The 16,563-nt window shown below is 69.1% G+C and carries 13 protein-coding genes; 8 read left to right on the forward strand and 5 right to left on the reverse strand.

Annotated elements, in window-relative coordinates:
• Window positions 1-13: 13 nt before the first annotated feature.
• Window positions 14-2,470 (reverse strand): RNA polymerase sigma factor, encoded by a 2,457-nt coding sequence (locus ACFY3V_RS26630; protein WP_389777196.1) that lies wholly within the window; start codon window positions 2,468-2,470, stop codon window positions 14-16.
• 300 nt (window positions 2,471-2,770) lie between these two features.
• Here ACFY3V_RS26630 and ACFY3V_RS26635 point away from each other — a divergent pair, with 300 nt between their 5' ends.
• The 7 genes from ACFY3V_RS26635 to ACFY3V_RS26665 all read left to right on the forward strand — a co-directional run bounded on the left by ACFY3V_RS26635 (window position 2,771) and on the right by ACFY3V_RS26665 (window position 9,841).
• Window positions 2,771-3,976, forward strand: a complete 1,206-nt coding sequence (locus ACFY3V_RS26635) for an ABC transporter ATP-binding protein (protein ID WP_389777199.1) — start codon at window positions 2,771-2,773, stop codon at window positions 3,974-3,976.
• Entirely contained in the window at window positions 3,969-4,631 is a 663-nt protein-coding gene (locus ACFY3V_RS26640; protein ID WP_350947515.1) for an ABC transporter permease, read from the forward strand. Before ACFY3V_RS26635 ends, ACFY3V_RS26640 begins: the two co-directional genes overlap by 8 nt.
• A gap of 145 nt (window positions 4,632-4,776) precedes the next feature.
• Complete coding sequence (locus ACFY3V_RS26645) at window positions 4,777-5,448, forward strand: ABC transporter permease (RefSeq protein WP_350947516.1); 672 nt, start codon at window positions 4,777-4,779, stop codon at window positions 5,446-5,448.
• Between the two features lie 36 nt (window positions 5,449-5,484).
• Window positions 5,485-6,408, forward strand: coding sequence for a glycine betaine ABC transporter substrate-binding protein (locus ACFY3V_RS26650; protein WP_389777203.1), 924 nt, complete (start codon window positions 5,485-5,487; stop codon window positions 6,406-6,408).
• A 370-nt stretch (window positions 6,409-6,778) separates the two neighbouring features.
• Window positions 6,779-7,309, forward strand: coding sequence for a hypothetical protein (locus ACFY3V_RS26655; protein ID WP_389777206.1), 531 nt, complete (start codon window positions 6,779-6,781; stop codon window positions 7,307-7,309).
• Window positions 7,310-7,327: 18 nt separating this feature from the next.
• Entirely contained in the window at window positions 7,328-8,353 is a 1,026-nt protein-coding gene (locus ACFY3V_RS26660) for a peptidase (protein ID WP_389777209.1), read from the forward strand.
• 264 nt (window positions 8,354-8,617) lie between these two features.
• On the forward strand, window positions 8,618-9,841 hold the full coding sequence (locus tag ACFY3V_RS26665; protein ID WP_389777213.1) for a helix-turn-helix domain-containing protein: 1,224 nt from the start codon (window positions 8,618-8,620) through the stop codon (window positions 9,839-9,841).
• A 264-nt stretch (window positions 9,842-10,105) separates the two neighbouring features.
• Here the strand turns inward: ACFY3V_RS26665 and ACFY3V_RS26670 are convergent, their stop codons facing one another.
• Window positions 10,106-10,411, reverse strand: a complete 306-nt coding sequence (locus ACFY3V_RS26670; RefSeq protein WP_389777216.1) for a hypothetical protein — start codon at window positions 10,409-10,411, stop codon at window positions 10,106-10,108.
• 513 nt (window positions 10,412-10,924) lie between these two features.
• Complete coding sequence (locus ACFY3V_RS26675; protein WP_389777219.1) at window positions 10,925-11,659, reverse strand: alpha/beta fold hydrolase; 735 nt, start codon at window positions 11,657-11,659, stop codon at window positions 10,925-10,927.
• A 244-nt stretch (window positions 11,660-11,903) separates the two neighbouring features.
• Here ACFY3V_RS26675 and ACFY3V_RS26680 point away from each other — a divergent pair, with 244 nt between their 5' ends.
• On the forward strand, window positions 11,904-12,374 hold the full coding sequence (locus ACFY3V_RS26680; RefSeq protein WP_389777222.1) for a flavin reductase family protein: 471 nt from the start codon (window positions 11,904-11,906) through the stop codon (window positions 12,372-12,374).
• 231 nt (window positions 12,375-12,605) lie between these two features.
• Here ACFY3V_RS26680 and sppA read toward each other — a convergent pair whose 3' ends face one another.
• Together sppA and ACFY3V_RS26690 are read right to left on the reverse strand one after the other, a co-directional pair.
• Window positions 12,606-14,309, reverse strand: a complete 1,704-nt coding sequence (gene sppA / locus ACFY3V_RS26685) for a signal peptide peptidase SppA (RefSeq protein ID WP_362899290.1) — start codon at window positions 14,307-14,309, stop codon at window positions 12,606-12,608.
• A gap of 135 nt (window positions 14,310-14,444) precedes the next feature.
• On the reverse strand, window positions 14,445-16,535 hold the full coding sequence (locus tag ACFY3V_RS26690; RefSeq protein WP_389777226.1) for a S8 family serine peptidase: 2,091 nt from the start codon (window positions 16,533-16,535) through the stop codon (window positions 14,445-14,447).
• Window positions 16,536-16,563 lie beyond the last annotated feature (28 nt).

Raw genomic sequence — 16,563 nt, forward strand, 5'->3', positions numbered from 1 at the left:
AGCGGGGAGGACGTCAGGGAGTGGTCATCATCGGTACCGCGAAGAAGACGATCATCGCGATCGTCACCGCGATGACGAAGCCGATCACTTCCCAGGCCCAGTCGTGGTGGGCCGCGCTCTTCGTCGCCTTGTGACTGCGCGGTGCCCGGCCGTTCCTGCGTTCGAGGGTCGCGGCCCGGTCGGAAAGAGAGGGGGCCGCCTCGTCCGCGCCGGTCTCCACGCGTGTTGAGGGCATCGGAGGTATCGCCGCGAACCCGTTCCCCGGCATGGTCGTCGCCGCGTCGTCCCGCGCGGTGTCGGCCCGTGCCGTCTCGTACGGCGTGAGGGCGTGGTTCGGGGGGGCGGAGGGCAGGGGGGCGTCGTCGGGCTGCTGGTTCTCGCGCATGACCCAGCGGGGCAGGCGCAGCTGGGCGCGACCGCTGGGGGTGCGGAGGTGGTCGGTCCGTGGGGTCCAGGCGGGCAGGGCGGTCGGAGCCTCAGGGGTCGGGGCGTCGAAGGATGCGGCGGTCGCGGCGGTCGTGGCGTCGGAAGGAGCGGGCTTGGCGGGATCGGCGTCCGCGAACCAGTCGACGGCGGAGGACCGGACGGGATCGGCGTTCCGCGTGGCCCAGGCGGGGAGCGAGGGCTGAGCGCGCCCGGCCGGGGGCACGGAACTCTCGGCGCTCTCGGCGCTCTCGGCGCGCCTGGTCCAGTCGGGGAGCGAGAAGTGGGAGCGGTCGTCGTCACCGGCGAGCGCGTGCCGCCCGCCTCCTCGCGCAGGAGACACGGAAGAAGGAGTGGCCTCGCGCACGGGAGAGGGATCGGCGCCTCGCGCGGGAGAAGTACCGGTTTGTCGTACGGACGATGAATCGGCTTCTCGCGCGTGCGCTGAAGCGGAGGACCGGCGCTCGCGGTCGGCGAGGGCGTCGAGCTGGTCGGTCTGCAGGGGCCAGCCGGGCAGGGGAGGCGTGTCGTCCAGCACGTCCCCGAGGTGGCCGCCCAGCACGTCGCCGGGACCATCGTCCAGTACGTCGTCCAGTACGTCGCCGGTTCCGTGCGGCGGGAAGCCGGTGAGCGGCGTGGCCTCCGGTCGCCGGGGAGACTCGACGAACGGAGCCCGCAAGGTCTCGGCGGAAGGAGTCCTGAGGGATTCCGCGGAGGGTACCGGAGACGCCTCGGTGCTTTCGGTGCTCTTGCCGCTCCTGGTGAACGGCGCGCGAGGGGTCCTCGGGGGAAAGAGCAGGGAGATCTCGGCGAACGAGAGCTGGGGTGTCTCGAGGTAGGGAGCCCCGAGCGGAGGGTGGGAGACCTCGGCGTGCGGAGCCGGGGCCGGGGGCGGGGTCTGGGATGCCTCGGGGTGCGGAGCCAGGGAGGTCTCGGCGAACGAGGACTGGGAGGTCTCGGCGTGCGGAGCCCGGGACGTTTCCTGGTGTGGAGCCTGAGGCGTCTCGGTGGGAGAGGTCTCGGTGCGGGGGGCGGCGGCGACGAGCCTGTCGGTGCGGGCGCGGGCCGCCCGTGCCTCGGGGCTGAGCGGGCGGAAGAGATCTCCCCGCGCGGGAGGCTCGTCCAGCACGTCCCCGGAAACCGGTGCCGGAGGCGCCGCCCGGCGCGGCCGGGGACGCTGGAGGCGGCGGCGAGGCCGCAGGGCCGCGGTGTCCAGGGCGGTGAGCACGGCATTACCGAGCCTGGGCATCGGCTCCGTGGTGGCCTCGTGCGTGGAGACGGCGTCGGGATCCCTCGGCGCGAAAGGATCGGGGAAGCGGTCCTCCGCCATGTGGTCCGGCACGGGGAAGTCCGAGGCGCCGATCGGGGGACCGGTCTGCGCGAGCGGCAGCGGCCACGCGGGCGTCGTCGGCCACAGCTGCCTGAACAGCGGCGACGTCGACCGTCCGGCGGAGGCGGCGGGCGGCGCCTTCGGCCCGAGCACGGCGGCGCGCAGTCTCGCCGGGGGAGTCGCCCAGGGGGCGAGGTTGAGGACGTCGCGGACCGGGGCGACGGCGAGGGCGCCGAACACCTCCGTCATGTGCTCGGGAACCTTGGCCGAGGCGAGGGCACGGCCCAGCGACTGGGCGAAGCGGCGGCAGGCGCTCACCGTCAGCTCGTCGGCGGTGTCGACGGCCACGTCGAGCACCCAGGACAGCTCGGAGGCGTCCATCTCGCACACGCCCGAGAGGTACAGCACCTCACGCTGGTGCGTACGCAGGTCGCTCAGGACGCGGTCGACGAGGGCGGCGGCCGGGTCGAGGCCGATGGCGGGGGGCGAGTAGACGATGTCGCGCAAGAAGATCTCGCGGCGGGCGAGCGCGTACAGCGCGGCGCGCGGCGGTTCCGTGTCCGAGACACCGGAGAGGACGGCCACCAGGACGTCGGAAGCCGAGTCCGCGTCGCCCAACTGGTCGTGGGAGTAGGCGAACAGCCCTGCTGCGTGGCGGTCGTAGAGCTCGGCGATCAGTTCGACGCGCGAGCGTTGACCGAGGAGCGGTTGGGTCATGGACCGGTTCCTCTGGTGTTTCGGCGAGCGTGGTGGAGGGGCGGGGCGGATGTGAGTCCTGGGACATACGGTGCCAGAGGGATGGACTCCGGCAATGTGGGTAATCATGTCAAGTCATGGGCACCTCCCGCACTACTCAATGCCCTTTTGTTGAGAAATACACTTGTGGATCTGCTTCGGAGCTGGTTGGGGAAAGCCTGGAAGACAGATCGGAGATGAGGGGCATAGGCTGACCTGTGCTGGATCATGGGGACGGTTGTGGCAGGGGAGCCGTAACCCTGCGAAAACAAGAGGTTGCGCATGATCACATTCAACGGTGTCACCAAGCGCTACGCCGACGGGACCGTCGCCGTGGACAACCTGAGCCTTGAGGTGCCGACCGGGGAGATAACCGTCTTCGTCGGCCCTTCGGGATGCGGTAAGACGACGTCCCTCCGCATGATCAACAGAATGATCGACGCCTCGGAGGGACAGATCCTCCTCGACGGCGTCGACGTCAAGACCATCGACCCGCCGACCCTGCGCAGGGGCATCGGCTACGTCATCCAGCAGGCCGGGCTCTTCCCACACCGCAAGATCGTCGACAACGTGGCGACGGTGCCCCTGCTGCTCGGCTGGGACAAGAAGAAGGCGCGCGACCGCGCGATGGAACTCCTCGAACGGGTCGGACTCGACCCCAAGATGGCCGGCCGCTACCCCTTCCAGCTCTCCGGCGGGCAGCAGCAGCGCGTCGGCGTGGCCCGCGCGCTCGCCGCCGACCCGCCCGTACTGCTGATGGACGAGCCGTTCAGCGCGGTCGACCCGATCGTCCGTACGAGCCTTCAGGAGGAGCTCCTGCGGCTCCAGGCCGAGCTGAACAAGACCATCGTGTTCGTCACCCACGACATCGACGAGGCCGTCAAGCTCGGTGACCGGGTCGCCGTGCTCCGCGTCGGAGGCCACCTCGCCCAGCTCGACGACCCCGCGACGCTACTGGCCAGGCCCGCCGACGACTTCGTCCGCGAGTTCCTGGGCCGCGACCGGGGCATCCGGCGGCTGTCGTTCGTCTCGGACGAGGGAGTACGGCTCCGCACCGACCTGCTCGTACCGGCCTCCACCGACACCGCCACGGCGCGTGCCACCGGAGAGCCGTGGCTCGCCGTGGTGGACGGGGAGAACCGGCCGCTGGGCTGGGCCGCCGTCAAGGACCTGCCCGAGTCGGGCACCCTCGCCGACGCCGAGCTCGCGCCGTACGGGACCTTCGTCAGCGGACGCGACTCGCTGCGCGCCGCGCTGGACGCGACGCTGCTGACCCCGTCGGGCAGCGCCGTCGCGGTGGACGAGACGGGCAAGGCCGTGGGCGCCGCCACCCGCGAGGCGCTGGACGAGGCGCTGGCCACGGTGGCGAGCAGCATCGGCGGCCCGTCGCGAGGCGCGGCCGCTCCCGCGCCCACCGCCGCTCCCGCCACCGACGCCGACGCCGCCGGGCGAGGCGCCGACGGGCTCGCGGGAGGCGTCGATGGGTGACGAGCCCCTGGTTCGCTGGGACTGGATCGGGCGTAACTGGCCCACGATCCAGGGCCTGCTCGAAGACCACATCGTGATGGCGCTGGTGCCGATCCTCGTCGGGCTGATCATCGCGCTCCCGCTCGGGCTGGCAGGGGTCCGCTGGCGCTGGCTCTACCAGCCGACCGTCGGCGTGATGAACGTGATCTACTCGCTGCCCTCGCTCGCGGTCTTCATCGTGCTCATCCCGATCACCGGCCTCGCCACCCGGATGACCGTGATGGTCCCGCTCACCTTCTACGCGATGGCGGTGCTGATCCCCGCGGTCGTCGACGGACTGCGCTCGGTCCCCGACCACGTGCGCCAGTCCGCGGTGGCGATGGGCTTCACCCCGCTGCGCAGACTGCTCCAGGTCGAGCTGCCGATCGCGGTACCGGTCGTGCTCGCCGGGCTCAGGGTGGCCACGGTCGCGAGCGTCAGCCTGGTCAGCGTCGGCGCGCTGGTCGGCAGGGGCGGGCTCGGCTACCTGTTCATCGACGGCTGGCAGCGGCAGTTCTACACCCCGATCGTCGTCGGCATCGTGCTGGTCGTGGTGCTCGCGGGGATCGCCGACCTGCTGCTCATCCTGGCGCAGCGCCTGCTCACCCCGTGGTCGAGGGCGAGGGGGTCCGCGTGAAACGGTTGATCGTGTCTCGTACGGCCCGTGCGGCTCGGCCGATCGGGGCCCGCGCGGTCCTTGCGGCTCGACCGATCAGGTGGTGGATGTCGCCGACGTCGTTGATGACGCGGGTGTCGCAGGCGTCGCGGGTAAGGGGTGCCGCGTGAACTGGCTGCTCGACTTCTTCGGCGACCCGGCCAACTGGTCGGGACCCGACGGGATCCCCAACAGGCTGCTCGAACACCTGGAGTTCGCCGGTCTCTCGCTGCTCCTCGCCATGCTGATCGCGCTGCCGCTGGGGCTGCTGATCGGCCACACCGGCAGGGGCGCCCTGTTCGTCATCCTCACCGCCAATGCGGCCCGCGCCCTGCCGACGCTCGGCCTGCTCGTCCTCATCGTCCTGTTCCTGGGCGTCGGCACGAGCCTGCCGGTGCTCATCCCGCTGGTGGCGCTCGCCGTGCCGCCCATCCTGGTCAACACCTACGAGGGCATCCGAGGGGTCGATCCCGACCTGCGCGACGCCGCGTACGGTATGGGCCTGCGGGGCGGGCAGGTCCTGGGCCGGGTGCTGGTGCCGGTCGCGCTGCCGCTCATCCTGCTGGGTCTGCGCCTGGCGGCGATCCAGGTGGTGGCGACCGCGACGGTGGCCGCGTACGTAGGCTTGGGCGGTCTTGGCCGTTTCATCATCGACGGTCTCGCGACCAAGAATTTCCCGAGCACGATCGGCGGAGCGGTTCTCGTAGCACTGCTCGCGCTGATCGTTCAGCTCGGGTTCACCCTGGTACAGCGCGCAACGGTCTCCCCGGGGGTGAGCGAGCGCCAGGCCATCAGATAGTCTTCATTACCCCCCGTTTTGGAAGGGAATAGCACCATGAAGCGCCTGATCAGCACCGCGGCGATCCTCCTGTCCGCGGCGCTCACACTTACCGGATGCGGTGGCGGAGATCCGCTCACCAGCGCCTCCCCGGCCCCCGCCGAGTCCGGGTCCGCCGCCGCTCCCGCCGAAGGGGGGAAGGTCGTCATCGGGTCGGCCAACTTCCCGGAGAACGTCCTGCTCGGCGAGATCTACTCCCAGGCCCTGGCGGCGAAGGGCGTCGAGGTCGAGGAGAAGTTCAACATCGGCAGCCGCGAGGTCCTGTACGACCAGATCAAGAGCGGCGGCCTCACCATCCTGCCGGAGTACATCGGCTCCCTGCTCGCCTTCGTCGACAACACGACCACGGCGAAGTCGAAGGACGACGTCGTCGCCGGCCTCAAGGAGAAGCTCCCCGCCGAACTGGAGATCCTCACCCCCGCCGCGGCCGAGGACAACAACTCGCTGACCGTCACCAAGGAGACCGCCACCTCCGGCGGCCTCACCACGATCGAGGACCTGGTCAAGGTCGCCAAGAACTACTCGGTGGGCGGCCCGCCGGAGTTCCAGACCCGCCAGGAGAAGAACTTCAAGGACACCTACGGCCTGGAGTTCAAGGAGTGGAAGAAGACCGGCGACGCCACCGCCGACGCCATCAAGGACGGCACCGTCCAGGTCGGCAACGTCTTCACCACCGACCCGAAGATCATCGTGAACGACCTGGTTTCCCTTGAGGACAACAAGAGCGCCTTCGCCGCGGAGAACATCGCCCCCCTGGTCAACAAGGCCGGCGTGAACGACACGGTGCGGACGACCCTCGACGCGGTCTCCGCCAAGCTGGACACCGCCGGTCTGGTTGCGCTGATGAAGCGCGTCGCGGTCGACAAGGACGACGCCGAGGCGGTCGCCAAGGACTGGCTCACCCAGAACGGCCTGCTCTAACGATCCACTCCTCCGAACCGGCCCCGGACGCCTCGTCCGGGGCCGGTTCGCTGTTTCGAAGGTGGCGATGTCGCGCGGTATCCCTGTGGAACACCCGCGAGAACGCGGGGCGGAGAATCGATCGGCCCCCATGGTCATGGAGGCGCGCTCACCCCATGAACGGATACCCGGATTCTGCGCCTTTCGGCATTTCATCGTCAGGAAACGGTATTGCGGTGAATATGCGCGTCGCGCCTCTTCGTCCTACGGAGACTACGGAGAGTTATCGTCTGCTGCGAGGCGTGGCGACATGTCTGCGGGCTTGACCTCTTGAGGCAGGCGTCCGAGCCGCGCGTCACCTTTCACATCCGTTTGAACATTGGACCAAAAGATGCGTAAAACGCTTTTGGCGATCGCTACCGCGGTCGCCGGCCTCGGCATGGTCGCGGCGACCTCCCTGCCCGCCCTGGCCGTGGACACCGTCGTCACGTTCTCGATCACGACCGCCGGTCTGACGATCAGCGCGCCGTCGACGGCGAACCTCGGCTCGGTGACCGCCGGCGCCACCAGCGTCTCAGGGCAGATCGGCCCGGTCACGGTGACCGACGACCGTGCCACCCTGAACGGTTCCTGGAACGCGACCGCCATCTCCACCGACTTCACCACCGGTGGGGGTACAGGGCCCGAGACCATCGGAAACATCAATGTCACCTATTCCCCCGGACCGGCCACCGCCACGACGGGCCAGGGAACCTTCACACCCGGTCCCGGCGGCATCATCAACGTGCCGCGCGTCGCGTTCACCGGTACCAACCTCGTCGGCGACAACACCGCCACCTGGAATCCCACGGTCACCGTGACGATCCCGTCCGCGGCCGTCGGAGGAACATACTCCGGCACCGTCACCCACTCGGTCGGCTGAGCGGAGTCGGCGGCAATCGTGCGTCTGCCTACTCTCGTTGCGGGGCTGCTGGTGGCCGGGATTCTCATCCCGGCCGTCGGCACGCTCGACACGCCTGCGCAGGCGGCCCGATCATCGACGAGCGGCATCGGGATCCGCCTGCTCGAAGCGCCGGTCGCGGCCCGAGCCGACAAGCGGGCATGGGCCTACATCGTCGACCACCTCGCGCCGGGTACCGTCATCCACCGGCGGGTCGAGGTGTTCAACACGACCCGTTCGCCCAAGCAGCTCTCGATCTACCCGGCCGCGGCACAGATCCGCGACCGGAAATTCCAGTTCGCCGCCGATCACACCGCCAATGAGCTGTCCACCTGGACCAGCATGGACCGGCATGAGGTGATCTTGCCCCCAGAGGGCCGCGCGCCGGTCACCGTGACCATCGCCGTGCCCGGTGACGCCGCCCCCGGAGAGCGCTACGCCATGATCTGGGCCGAGACGGCCAAGGCCGCGCCGCCCGCCGGAGGCGTCGCCCAGATCAACCGCGTCGGTATCCGGCTCTACCTGGACGTCGGCCGCGGCAACCCGCCGGCATCGGACTTCACCATCGACTCGCTGACGGCCCAGCGCTCACCGGACGGTCAGCAGGCCGTCCTGGCGCAGGTGCACAACACCGGAGGCCGCGCCCTCGACCTGAGCGGCGACCTGAAACTGACCAGCAGCTCCGGAAGCCAGCACCACAGCGCGGGTCCGTACAAGGTCCAAACGGGCACGACGCTCGCTCCCGGTGACACAGGAACCGTCACCGCCACCCTCACCGAGCAGGTGCCCGATGGCCCGTGGCGTGCCCGCATGCGCCTGGAGAGCGGGCTGACGAAACGCGCAGCCGAAGCGACCATCCGGTTTCCCGCCGCAGGCGCGGCGCGAGCGGTCAAGGCGGAGATGGACACGGACTCCTACCTCATGGTGGCACTCGCCGTCGGTGTCCTCCTCGCCGTACTCGCGGCGATCATGTTCCTGCTGATCCAGCGGAAACGCCGTTCACGCAGGGAGCCGAGCAACGCTTGACACGTCCTTCGGCAGGTGTGCCCTGATGTCCGCAGGCCCTCCAGGCCAAGGCGGCTTCCCTGATGTGGGTGGGGGCCGCCTGCCTGAAGACCGCCGAGGTCGTGAACGGCGTGCTCAGCGGGCAGGGGTGTCTCCTGTCGCTCCCACATCCGTCGTCTCTCACGAAAGGTGACGCTATGAACGCAGAGAGATGCTGACATCAGTGCCGCTGATACTTTGGCGCGCGGGGAGGTCAAGCAGGTCACGGCGGGTTACCGTGAGCCCATGGCCTACTTGGACCCGGCGGCGGAGAGTGTGGGAACCCGTGTACGGCGTGCTCGTAAGCGCGCGGGCATCACTCAGGCTGAACTGGCGCGGCGCGTCGGTCGCGCCCAGTCCTGGGTGTCGGGAGTCGAGAACGACAGCCTTCCCCTGGACTCCATCGCGCTGATCAACGTCCTCGCCCGCGCTCTGCGCATGCACCCCAACGAGCTCACCGCGCGCCCCTACCGAGGTGACAACCCGAGCCAGGATCGTGGACACTCGGCCATCCCTGAGATCCGCCGCCAGTTGGAGCGCTACGACCTCGATCCCGAATGGACCGGAGCGGTACGTCTGCTCCCCGAGCTTCGGGCCGCGACCGAGCGCCTGATGTGGCTACGGCGAGAGACGCGCTACGCCGAGTTGGCCGACGAGACTCCGTCACTGATCGCCGAACTTCAGGCGGCGACCCATCTCTGCCCGGCCTCTGATCGAAGTGCGGCATTCGGCCTGCTCGCGATCGCCTACCGGGCTGCCGACGCCGTTGCCTACAACCTTGGCTACGCCGACCTCTCTGTGATCGCCACCAGCCGAATTCGCTGGGCAGGGGAACGAGCGGGGGACGTTTATCACGAAGTCTTGTTCGCCTATCTGCGCAGCCGGAACCTGTGGGCGAGCACCTCGTGGAACGACGCGCTCGCCGTGCTCGACACGGCCTGCGCGAACATCGAGGACGAGTACACCGCAGGTCATCCCGAAGCGCTGGCACTCTGGGGAGGTCTCCAACTGAGGGCCGCGATCACGGCCGCCCGCAAGAACGACGCCGAGGAAGCGTGGTCACGCCACCGGCTCGCCGCCGAAGCGGTCACCCGGCTCGGTTCACGCCAGCGCACCAACTACTACGAGCTGTCCACCAACCAGCCCAACATCGACATCCACGGCGTCGCCATCGCTGTCGAACTCGGTGACGGACCACAGGCCGTGAAACGAGCACAGGCGGTCCACCTTCCCAAGGACCTACAGGCCAGCCGTGTCGGCTACCACCACCTCGACCATGCGCGAGGGCTGCTGTGGTGCGGCAAGCGCGACGACGCCCTGGCTGCACTCGAACGCGCCGAGAAGTCCGCCCCCATGCTCATCCGCAACCACCCCATGGCCCAGCAGGCCGTACGGACCCTTCTGGACCTGGAGCGCTACAGCTACCGCGAACGCATCCGCCGCCTCGGCGTACGCATGCACATCCTTTGAAACATGCGAGTTGGGTGATCCACTCAGGAGGCCAACATCGTCTCAACGGCCACTGCGAAAGCTTGCCTTAACCCTCGCGAAAACCATCGATTAGACCAGCATGCCCGACCGACGACACCTTGCATTTGTCTATCTCAAAGCAGTTGTAGGTTTCCTGCAGCAGGCCCTACAGCTTGACGGTAACGGGGGCGTACGTCAGCGCCTGAAGTGGTTCCCATCCTCGGTTTGCTCGACCCACCCGAATCGACGAAAGCCCCTCCTGCGTCACTGAGACTCCAGCCAATACCTTCGAGCTGCGTCAACGATCGAGTTGAACTCGACTTCATCGGCGTCTGCGACGAAAATTGGACTAACATTCTCTTTCGTGACTTCCTGTGCCACGATGATAAACCGCCCAGCGCGCACATAACTGTATACTGTCCACCGGTCCAGTGACTCTACGCTCGACATAATGGTCGAGTCGTGGAGAAATTCGTCGACGGCAAGCAGCTCCATGAATTTGGCGGGATCGACATCCAGTAGATCGAGCCTTTTATCGTCTATATTCGGTCGATTTTTGAGCTGCGTCATCACCGATCCTAGGATGCATCCATCCTGATCGCCCACCAGTTGGCCGTCTACGACCAGTTGGAACCGGAACATGCGGTGGCCAAGAGCGGGGCTTACGAGCAACCCAAATTGACCACTATCGTCCAGGAACCTCAACCATTACCTCTATCGGATCTGAATAGGGATATGATTCAAGGGAATCTCTACAGGATTGCCCCGATTGTCGACACCATTAGAGCTTCCACTCCAATGCCGATTCCCGTGTTCGTCATTTGAATATTGATAGTAGACAGCTTTCTTGCCGGATTTGAGTTTTGAGAAAACGTGGTTCACGAGCGGCGGGATATCGCGGTCCTCGCGATGCTCACGAGGGGAGGGGAGGGGAGGGGAGGGGAGGGCTTGAATTCGTGGTTTTGGGGCGGGCCGAAGGTGGTGCTGGAGTGGCTGGAGGTGATTCCTCGCGGATGGGAGGCGGCGATGGGGAGGTCGTGGAGCGATGTGATTCGGAGCACATCAGGCCGGGCGCGGCAGGGGTCAGGCGCCGAGCCGATCGCGTACGCGGTCCGCGAACCAGTCGGGTCGTTGTAGCGGGATGCCGTGCCCGCAGTCCGCCACGATTTCCAGCTCGCTGCCCGGCAGGGCCTCGTGCAGCACGCGAGCCGAATCCCGCATCAGGGCCCGTTCACGTTCGCCGGCGAGGATCAGCGCCTCGCGGGGGAAACGCGACCACTCGGGCGGCGGCGTGAAGCGCAGGTTCTCGCCGACCGCGGCGAGCAAGGTCTGCTTCGAGATGCTCGCGGACGTGCGGACGTAGTCATCGAGCAGCGGATCGGGGATGAACAGCTGCTTGGCCTGCAGTTTGGCGAACCACCGCTGCCGGGCGAGCCCGGCGGTGGCGCCGAGCAGGCCGAGGGTGAAGCCGGTGGCCGCGATGGGCTTGGCCTGCGCGCTGACCACGACCACACGTTCTACGAGCTCAGGCCGGTGCGCGGCGAGCAGGACCGCCAGTTGCGCGCCCAGGGAGAATCCGACGACGGAGACGCGACCGCCCGCGTCGTGGAGGAGCTTCGTCAGGGCTTCTGCGGTCTGGGCATGGGAGTGATACGTCTCGTCCGCGCTGCGGTCGTGGCCGGGCAGGTCCGGGACGATCAGCCGGTGGTCGCGCGCGAGACGCTCACGCACCGGCTCCCACATCCAACCGGCGACACCGCCACCGTGCAGCAGGAGCACGGGCGGGGCGTCGGCAGGACCGTGTGTCTCGACATGCATGTGAAGCTGCTCCCGTCGCGTCGGCCGATGACCATGATGCCAGGGGGTGGCCGTCCGGCCGACTCGGCGGCGATCAGGCGCCCGCCCGGTGCTCTCGTACCGGGTGGCGGCATCATCTTCGGCCCAGCCGGTTCAGTCGGTGTCTCGCGGTTGGAGAGGGCCGGGGGCGAGGGCGTGGGGTGAGGTGATTCGGAGGACACGGGGCCGGACCAAGCGGTCGGCTCGGGTCCGGGATGATGGCCGGATGAACGAGTTCGTCGAGGCGATGGCCCAGGTGGTGACCGGGGTGACGATCGTCACCGTGAAGGACGATCGTGACGACGTGGGGGTGACGGTCTCCACCTTCACCTCGCTGTCGCTGGATCCTCGGCTGGTGATGGTGAGCCTGGACAACACCGGATATCTCAACGAGCTGCTGCTCAGGCAGGACCGATGGGCCGCGAGTGTGCTGTCGGCCGGGCAGAAGGCGATCGCGAGCCGGTTCGCCACGGCGGGCCGTCCGGGGGCGAGGTTGCTGCTCGCGGGGACTCCGCACCACCGGGGTGCGCTGAGCGAGGCCCTCGTGGTGGACGGTGGTGTCACCGCGTTGGAGGCCGAGACTGTCAAGGTGGTCCCGGCCGGGGATCACACGCTGTTCATCGCGAAGGTCCTGGGGGTCGAGTACGTCGACGCGTCGGTGCTGCCGCTGGCGCGCTACCGGAGCCGCTATCGCTGAATCCCGCTCACCCTTTCTCAGGGGTTCCGTACGGGCGCTCCTGCGGGTTTCGTGCGGGCGCGAGAGTCGCCGCGACGGGAGGCGTGTCCGGCTCGACGCTCAGCGGGCGCGGCCTGTCCTTTCCGTACGCCGCGAGGGACGCCGCACCGGGCGACCGTTCGTTCGGCGCCGGACGGCGTGAGAGCCGCCCCGGTCGACCGGGACGGCTCTCACGGCGATGTACGACGAAGGTCAGCGGATCGTCCAGGTGCCCGGCAGGATGAGCGGGCCGTACGAGGGCAGGCCCAGCTCGCCGGCGAGGTGGGCGAGGGGGCCCCACGACTCCAGGCGGACCTTGGCCAGGGCGGCGGCCTTGTCCTCGCTGGACTCCGCGGGGCGCAGCCGCTCCAGGGGGTTGAGCTTGGGGTAGACGCGTACGGGGGCGTCGACGGCGAGGCCCGCCTTCTTGCGGGCGATGGCGAGGGCGTCCTCCAGGCCGCCGAGTTCGTCGACGAGACCGCCCTCCAGGGCGTCGGCGCCGGTCCAGACCCGGCCCTTGGCCAGCTCGTGGGCGCGCTCGCGCGACAGGCCGCGGCCTTCGGCGACCTTGTTCACGAAGTCGTCGTAGACGCGGTCGAGCCAGGCGTTGATCCGCGCCCACTGCGCCTCGGAGAAGGCGTTGGTGGGGGAGAACATCCCGGAGTTGGCGCCCTCGCCGACGGTCTCGGAGGTGACGCCGATCTTCTCCAGCAGCCCGCCGATGACCGCCTTGCCGCCGAACACGCCGATGGAGCCGGTGAGCGTGCCCGGCTGGGCCACGATGACGTCGGCGGCCATCGAGACCATGTAGCCGCCGGAGGCGGCCAGATCGCCCATCGAGATGATGATGGGCTTGCCCGCCTTGCGGGTGAGCACGACCTCGCGCCAGATGGCGTCGGAGGCGGTGTACGAGCCGCCGGGGCTGTCGACCCTGAAGACGACGGCCTTGACATGGTCGTCGTTGCGGGCCGCGCGCAGGGCGGCGCAGATGGTGTCGGAGCCCATCGCGCCACCGCCGCCCAGCGGGCTGCGACCGCTGCGGCCGAGCCGGATCGCGCCGTTGCCGCGGACGAGCGCGACGACCTGCTCGCCGGGGTGCGGGAGCTTCTTCGCGGACAGCGACTTGGCGTAGCGGCCGACGTACAGCAGGAGCGCGCCGTCGCCGACGGACTGCTTGACCTCGTCGTAGACCTCGTCGCGGTAGGCGAGCCGGTCGACGAGCTTGGCCTCGACGGCCTCGGCGCCGATGAACGGGCCCTGGTCGATCAGCTCGCGTACCTTGGCCGGCTCCAGGCCGCGTCCTTCGGCGATGCCCGCCACGACCTGTTCGGTGATCGATTCGGTGATGCGGCTCATCGACTCGCGGTGGGCCTCGGTCATGTGGTCCTGGGTGAAGGTGTTGGCGGCCGTCTTGTACTCGTGCCGCTGGCCGATCTGGTACTCCACGCCGATCTTGCCCAGGGCGCCCCGCAGGAAGCGCTGCTCCATCGCGACACCGGTCAGGCCGACGTCGCCGGAGGGCTGGAGGTAGACCCGCTCGAAGGCGCTGCCCAGGTAGTAGGGGACGGTGCCCCCGCCGATCTCGCCGAAGGTCTCGGCGAACGCGACGGTCAGTTTGCCCGAGGCCCGGAAGTGGATCACAGCCTGGCGGAGCTCCTGGACGATCGCGAGGCCCAGCGGCTGGGTGCCGATCTTGACGATCAGTGCCCTGACCCGGTCGTCCTTCCTGGCGCGCTTGAGCCCGGCGAGCACGTCGGTGAGGCTCGTCTTGCGCATCGCCATGATGGCGCTCAGCGGGTCGGCCGGAGGACTGCCGTCTGTCAGGCCCTCGGTGAGGTCGAGCTCAAGGATCAGGGGAGCGGTACGCCGCTGCTTGAACCGTTCGACACTATCGATGATCACCTTGGTCGCGTCCATGTCCTTCACCCTAAGCGACACATACCGGGCTTATGCGGCTCGGCAGGTTCTCGCCCGTTTTCTGGCACAAGCGAGCCCCGTAGACCGCGTGCCTTCCGGCTCTGCGCGGGCTACGGGGCTACACGGCCTGCGGGGCTACGCGGCTCGGCGGGCGTTCACCTGCTTCTTGAGCATCGTGGTGGACGCGGCGGGGGAGGAGCCCTTCAGGCGTGCCTTCTCGACCGAGGTGAGGACCGTCTTCAGCGTGGCCGTCTCCTTGATCTTCGCGGTGAAGTTCACGCCGCCGTTCGCCCAGTTCAGCCAGGCGGCGAGCAGTTCGCTCTCCAGCTTGGCCCTCGCCGTCTTCTTGGCGGGCTTGAGCACCTTGTACGCGCCGCCCAGGGTGGAGGCGGGCGTGACCTCGGAGAAGACCTTGCTCGCCTTGGCCACCAGGCCGAGGTAGCAGCTCACCGTCGCGTCCTTGATCGTGCCCTTGCCCCGGGTGACCTCAACCGCCCACTGCGCGGCGCTCAGCGTCTTGGTGGACTTGCCGCGCGTGCACACCGTGGCCGTCGCCGGCGGGGGGACGGTCACGGTGACGGTGACCGTCACCGTGGGCAGCGGGACCGGCGTCGGCACCGGGTCGTTCGGCGGGGCCGGCGGAGGGGGAGCGGAGCTGGGCCCGGGACTGGGTTCGGGGCTGGGGTCCGGGCTCGGGTCGGTGCCGGTCTCCGGGCCGGAATCGTCGCTGGGAACCTCGGGGCCGGGGGGAGTGACGGGGTCACCCGGGGTGCCTCCGGCGATCGCGGCGTTCAGGTCGAGGCGGGGGGTGGTCACGCCGCCGTAGGTGACCTGCCGGCCCGCGGTCTTCAGCGCTGCCTCCAGCGCGTCCGGGGTACCGGGGGTCTTCTGGGCCATCAGCGCCATGGCGCCGGTGACGAACGGGGTGGACATCGAGGTCCCGCTGTAGACCTGGTGGCCGCCGCCCGGCACCGCGGACTCGATCTCCAGGCCGGGGGCGAAGAGGTCGAGTACGGAACCGTAGTTGGACCAGTAGGGGACGGTGTCGTCGTCGCCCGTCGCGCCGACCGTCACCGGGGCGGAGAAGCAGCCGGGAGCCCCGGCGCCGGGCACGCCCTCGTTGCCGGCGGCGGCCACGACGGCCACGCCCTTGGCGCGCAGGTCGTCGACGCGGCTCTTCATCGCCGCCAGGTCCGGTTCGGTGTCGCAGGTTCCCTCGTACAGGCCGCCGCCGAGGCTGAGGTTCACCGCGGCGATGTTCCTGCCGCCGTCCTTGAGCTTCGCGACGTGCTCCAGGGCGAGCAGGAGCGTGGACTCGAACGCGCTCAGGCAGACCCCGCCCTCGTCGTCGCAGTCGTTGAACCTGCTGAAGACCTGGATCGCCACGATGTCCGCCTCGGGCGCGACGGCGTGGGCGATCCCCGCCACGTGGGTGCCGTGGTCGCACAGGTTGACGCCCTCGTGGACGCAGGCGGGGGTGTTCGCGTCGGCGGATCCGGGGTCGTTCGTCTGCCCGTTGGGGCACAGGGACTGCGCGCCCTCGTCCGTCGCGGAGAAGCACGCCTGCTCCACGACCTTGCCCCCGAAGTCGGGGTGGCCGGCGTCGATCCCGGTGTCGATGATCGCGATCGTCTGGCCCGCGCCCTTGGTCCCGGTGGCGTGCGCCTTGTCCGCGCCGATCACCTGCAGACTCGTGGCGAGCGAGCCGGAACTCAGCGAGCCCAGCGCGGTGGGGGAGTAGACGCGGTCGCGGCGGATGGAGAGGACGCGCGGGTCCTCGGCGAGCTTCGCGAGCGACTCGCCGGTGCCCTCGACCACGATGAACGAGGTGTCCGCGGGTTCGAGGACGACCTCGGCGTCGGGCAGCTGCCGTGCCTCCCCGGCGACCGGGGCCGCCTCGGCGGGGGCCGCCAGCTCGACGATGACCCGGGCGCCGTCGGTGTCGGAGGCGAGTCCCTCCTCCAGTTTCGGCTGCGGGGGCGTCGCGTCGGCGGGGGGTGAGATCGGTGTGTCTGCGGGGGTCTCCTGACCGCCCGTCCCCTCGGCTCCGTCGCGCGTCTCCCCTGCTCCGGCCTCGGCTCCGGCTCCGGATCCGTCGCCCGGGGCCACGGGTGGGCTCTCGCTCGCGGAGGCCGTCGGGGGCGCCGGTACTTCTTCGGCGAGGGTGGGTATGGCGGGCGAGAGGGTGAAGACCAACGCCATGGCCACGACAGCTCGAAGTCGCACGCGTCCTCCGGGGGGATCAAAAGGGCGT

Origin of the sequence: Streptosporangium sp. NPDC000095, assembly GCF_042899335.1 — a bacterium.
Lineage (GTDB): Bacteria > Actinomycetota > Actinomycetes > Streptosporangiales > Streptosporangiaceae > Streptosporangium.

What these genes read in the sequence shown, in the direction of transcription:
- ACFY3V_RS26630 (WP_389777196.1), bottom strand. Translation starts at nt 2,470, where the DNA reads ATGACCCAACCGCTCCTCGGTCAACGCTCGCGCGTCGAACTGATCGCC.
- ACFY3V_RS26635 (WP_389777199.1), top strand. Translation starts at nt 2,771, where the DNA reads ATGATCACATTCAACGGTGTCACCAAGCGCTACGCCGACGGGACCGTC.
- ACFY3V_RS26640 (WP_350947515.1), top strand. Translation starts at nt 3,969, where the DNA reads ATGGGTGACGAGCCCCTGGTTCGCTGGGACTGGATCGGGCGTAACTGG.
- ACFY3V_RS26650 (WP_389777203.1), top strand. Translation starts at nt 5,485, where the DNA reads ATGAAGCGCCTGATCAGCACCGCGGCGATCCTCCTGTCCGCGGCGCTC.
- ACFY3V_RS26655 (WP_389777206.1), top strand. Translation starts at nt 6,779, where the DNA reads ATGCGTAAAACGCTTTTGGCGATCGCTACCGCGGTCGCCGGCCTCGGC.
- ACFY3V_RS26665 (WP_389777213.1), top strand. Translation starts at nt 8,618, where the DNA reads ATGGCCTACTTGGACCCGGCGGCGGAGAGTGTGGGAACCCGTGTACGG.
- ACFY3V_RS26670 (WP_389777216.1), bottom strand. Translation starts at nt 10,411, where the DNA reads ATGACGCAGCTCAAAAATCGACCGAATATAGACGATAAAAGGCTCGAT.
- ACFY3V_RS26675 (WP_389777219.1), bottom strand. Translation starts at nt 11,659, where the DNA reads ATGCATGTCGAGACACACGGTCCTGCCGACGCCCCGCCCGTGCTCCTG.
- ACFY3V_RS26680 (WP_389777222.1), top strand. Translation starts at nt 11,904, where the DNA reads ATGAACGAGTTCGTCGAGGCGATGGCCCAGGTGGTGACCGGGGTGACG.
- sppA (WP_362899290.1), bottom strand. Translation starts at nt 14,309, where the DNA reads ATGGACGCGACCAAGGTGATCATCGATAGTGTCGAACGGTTCAAGCAG.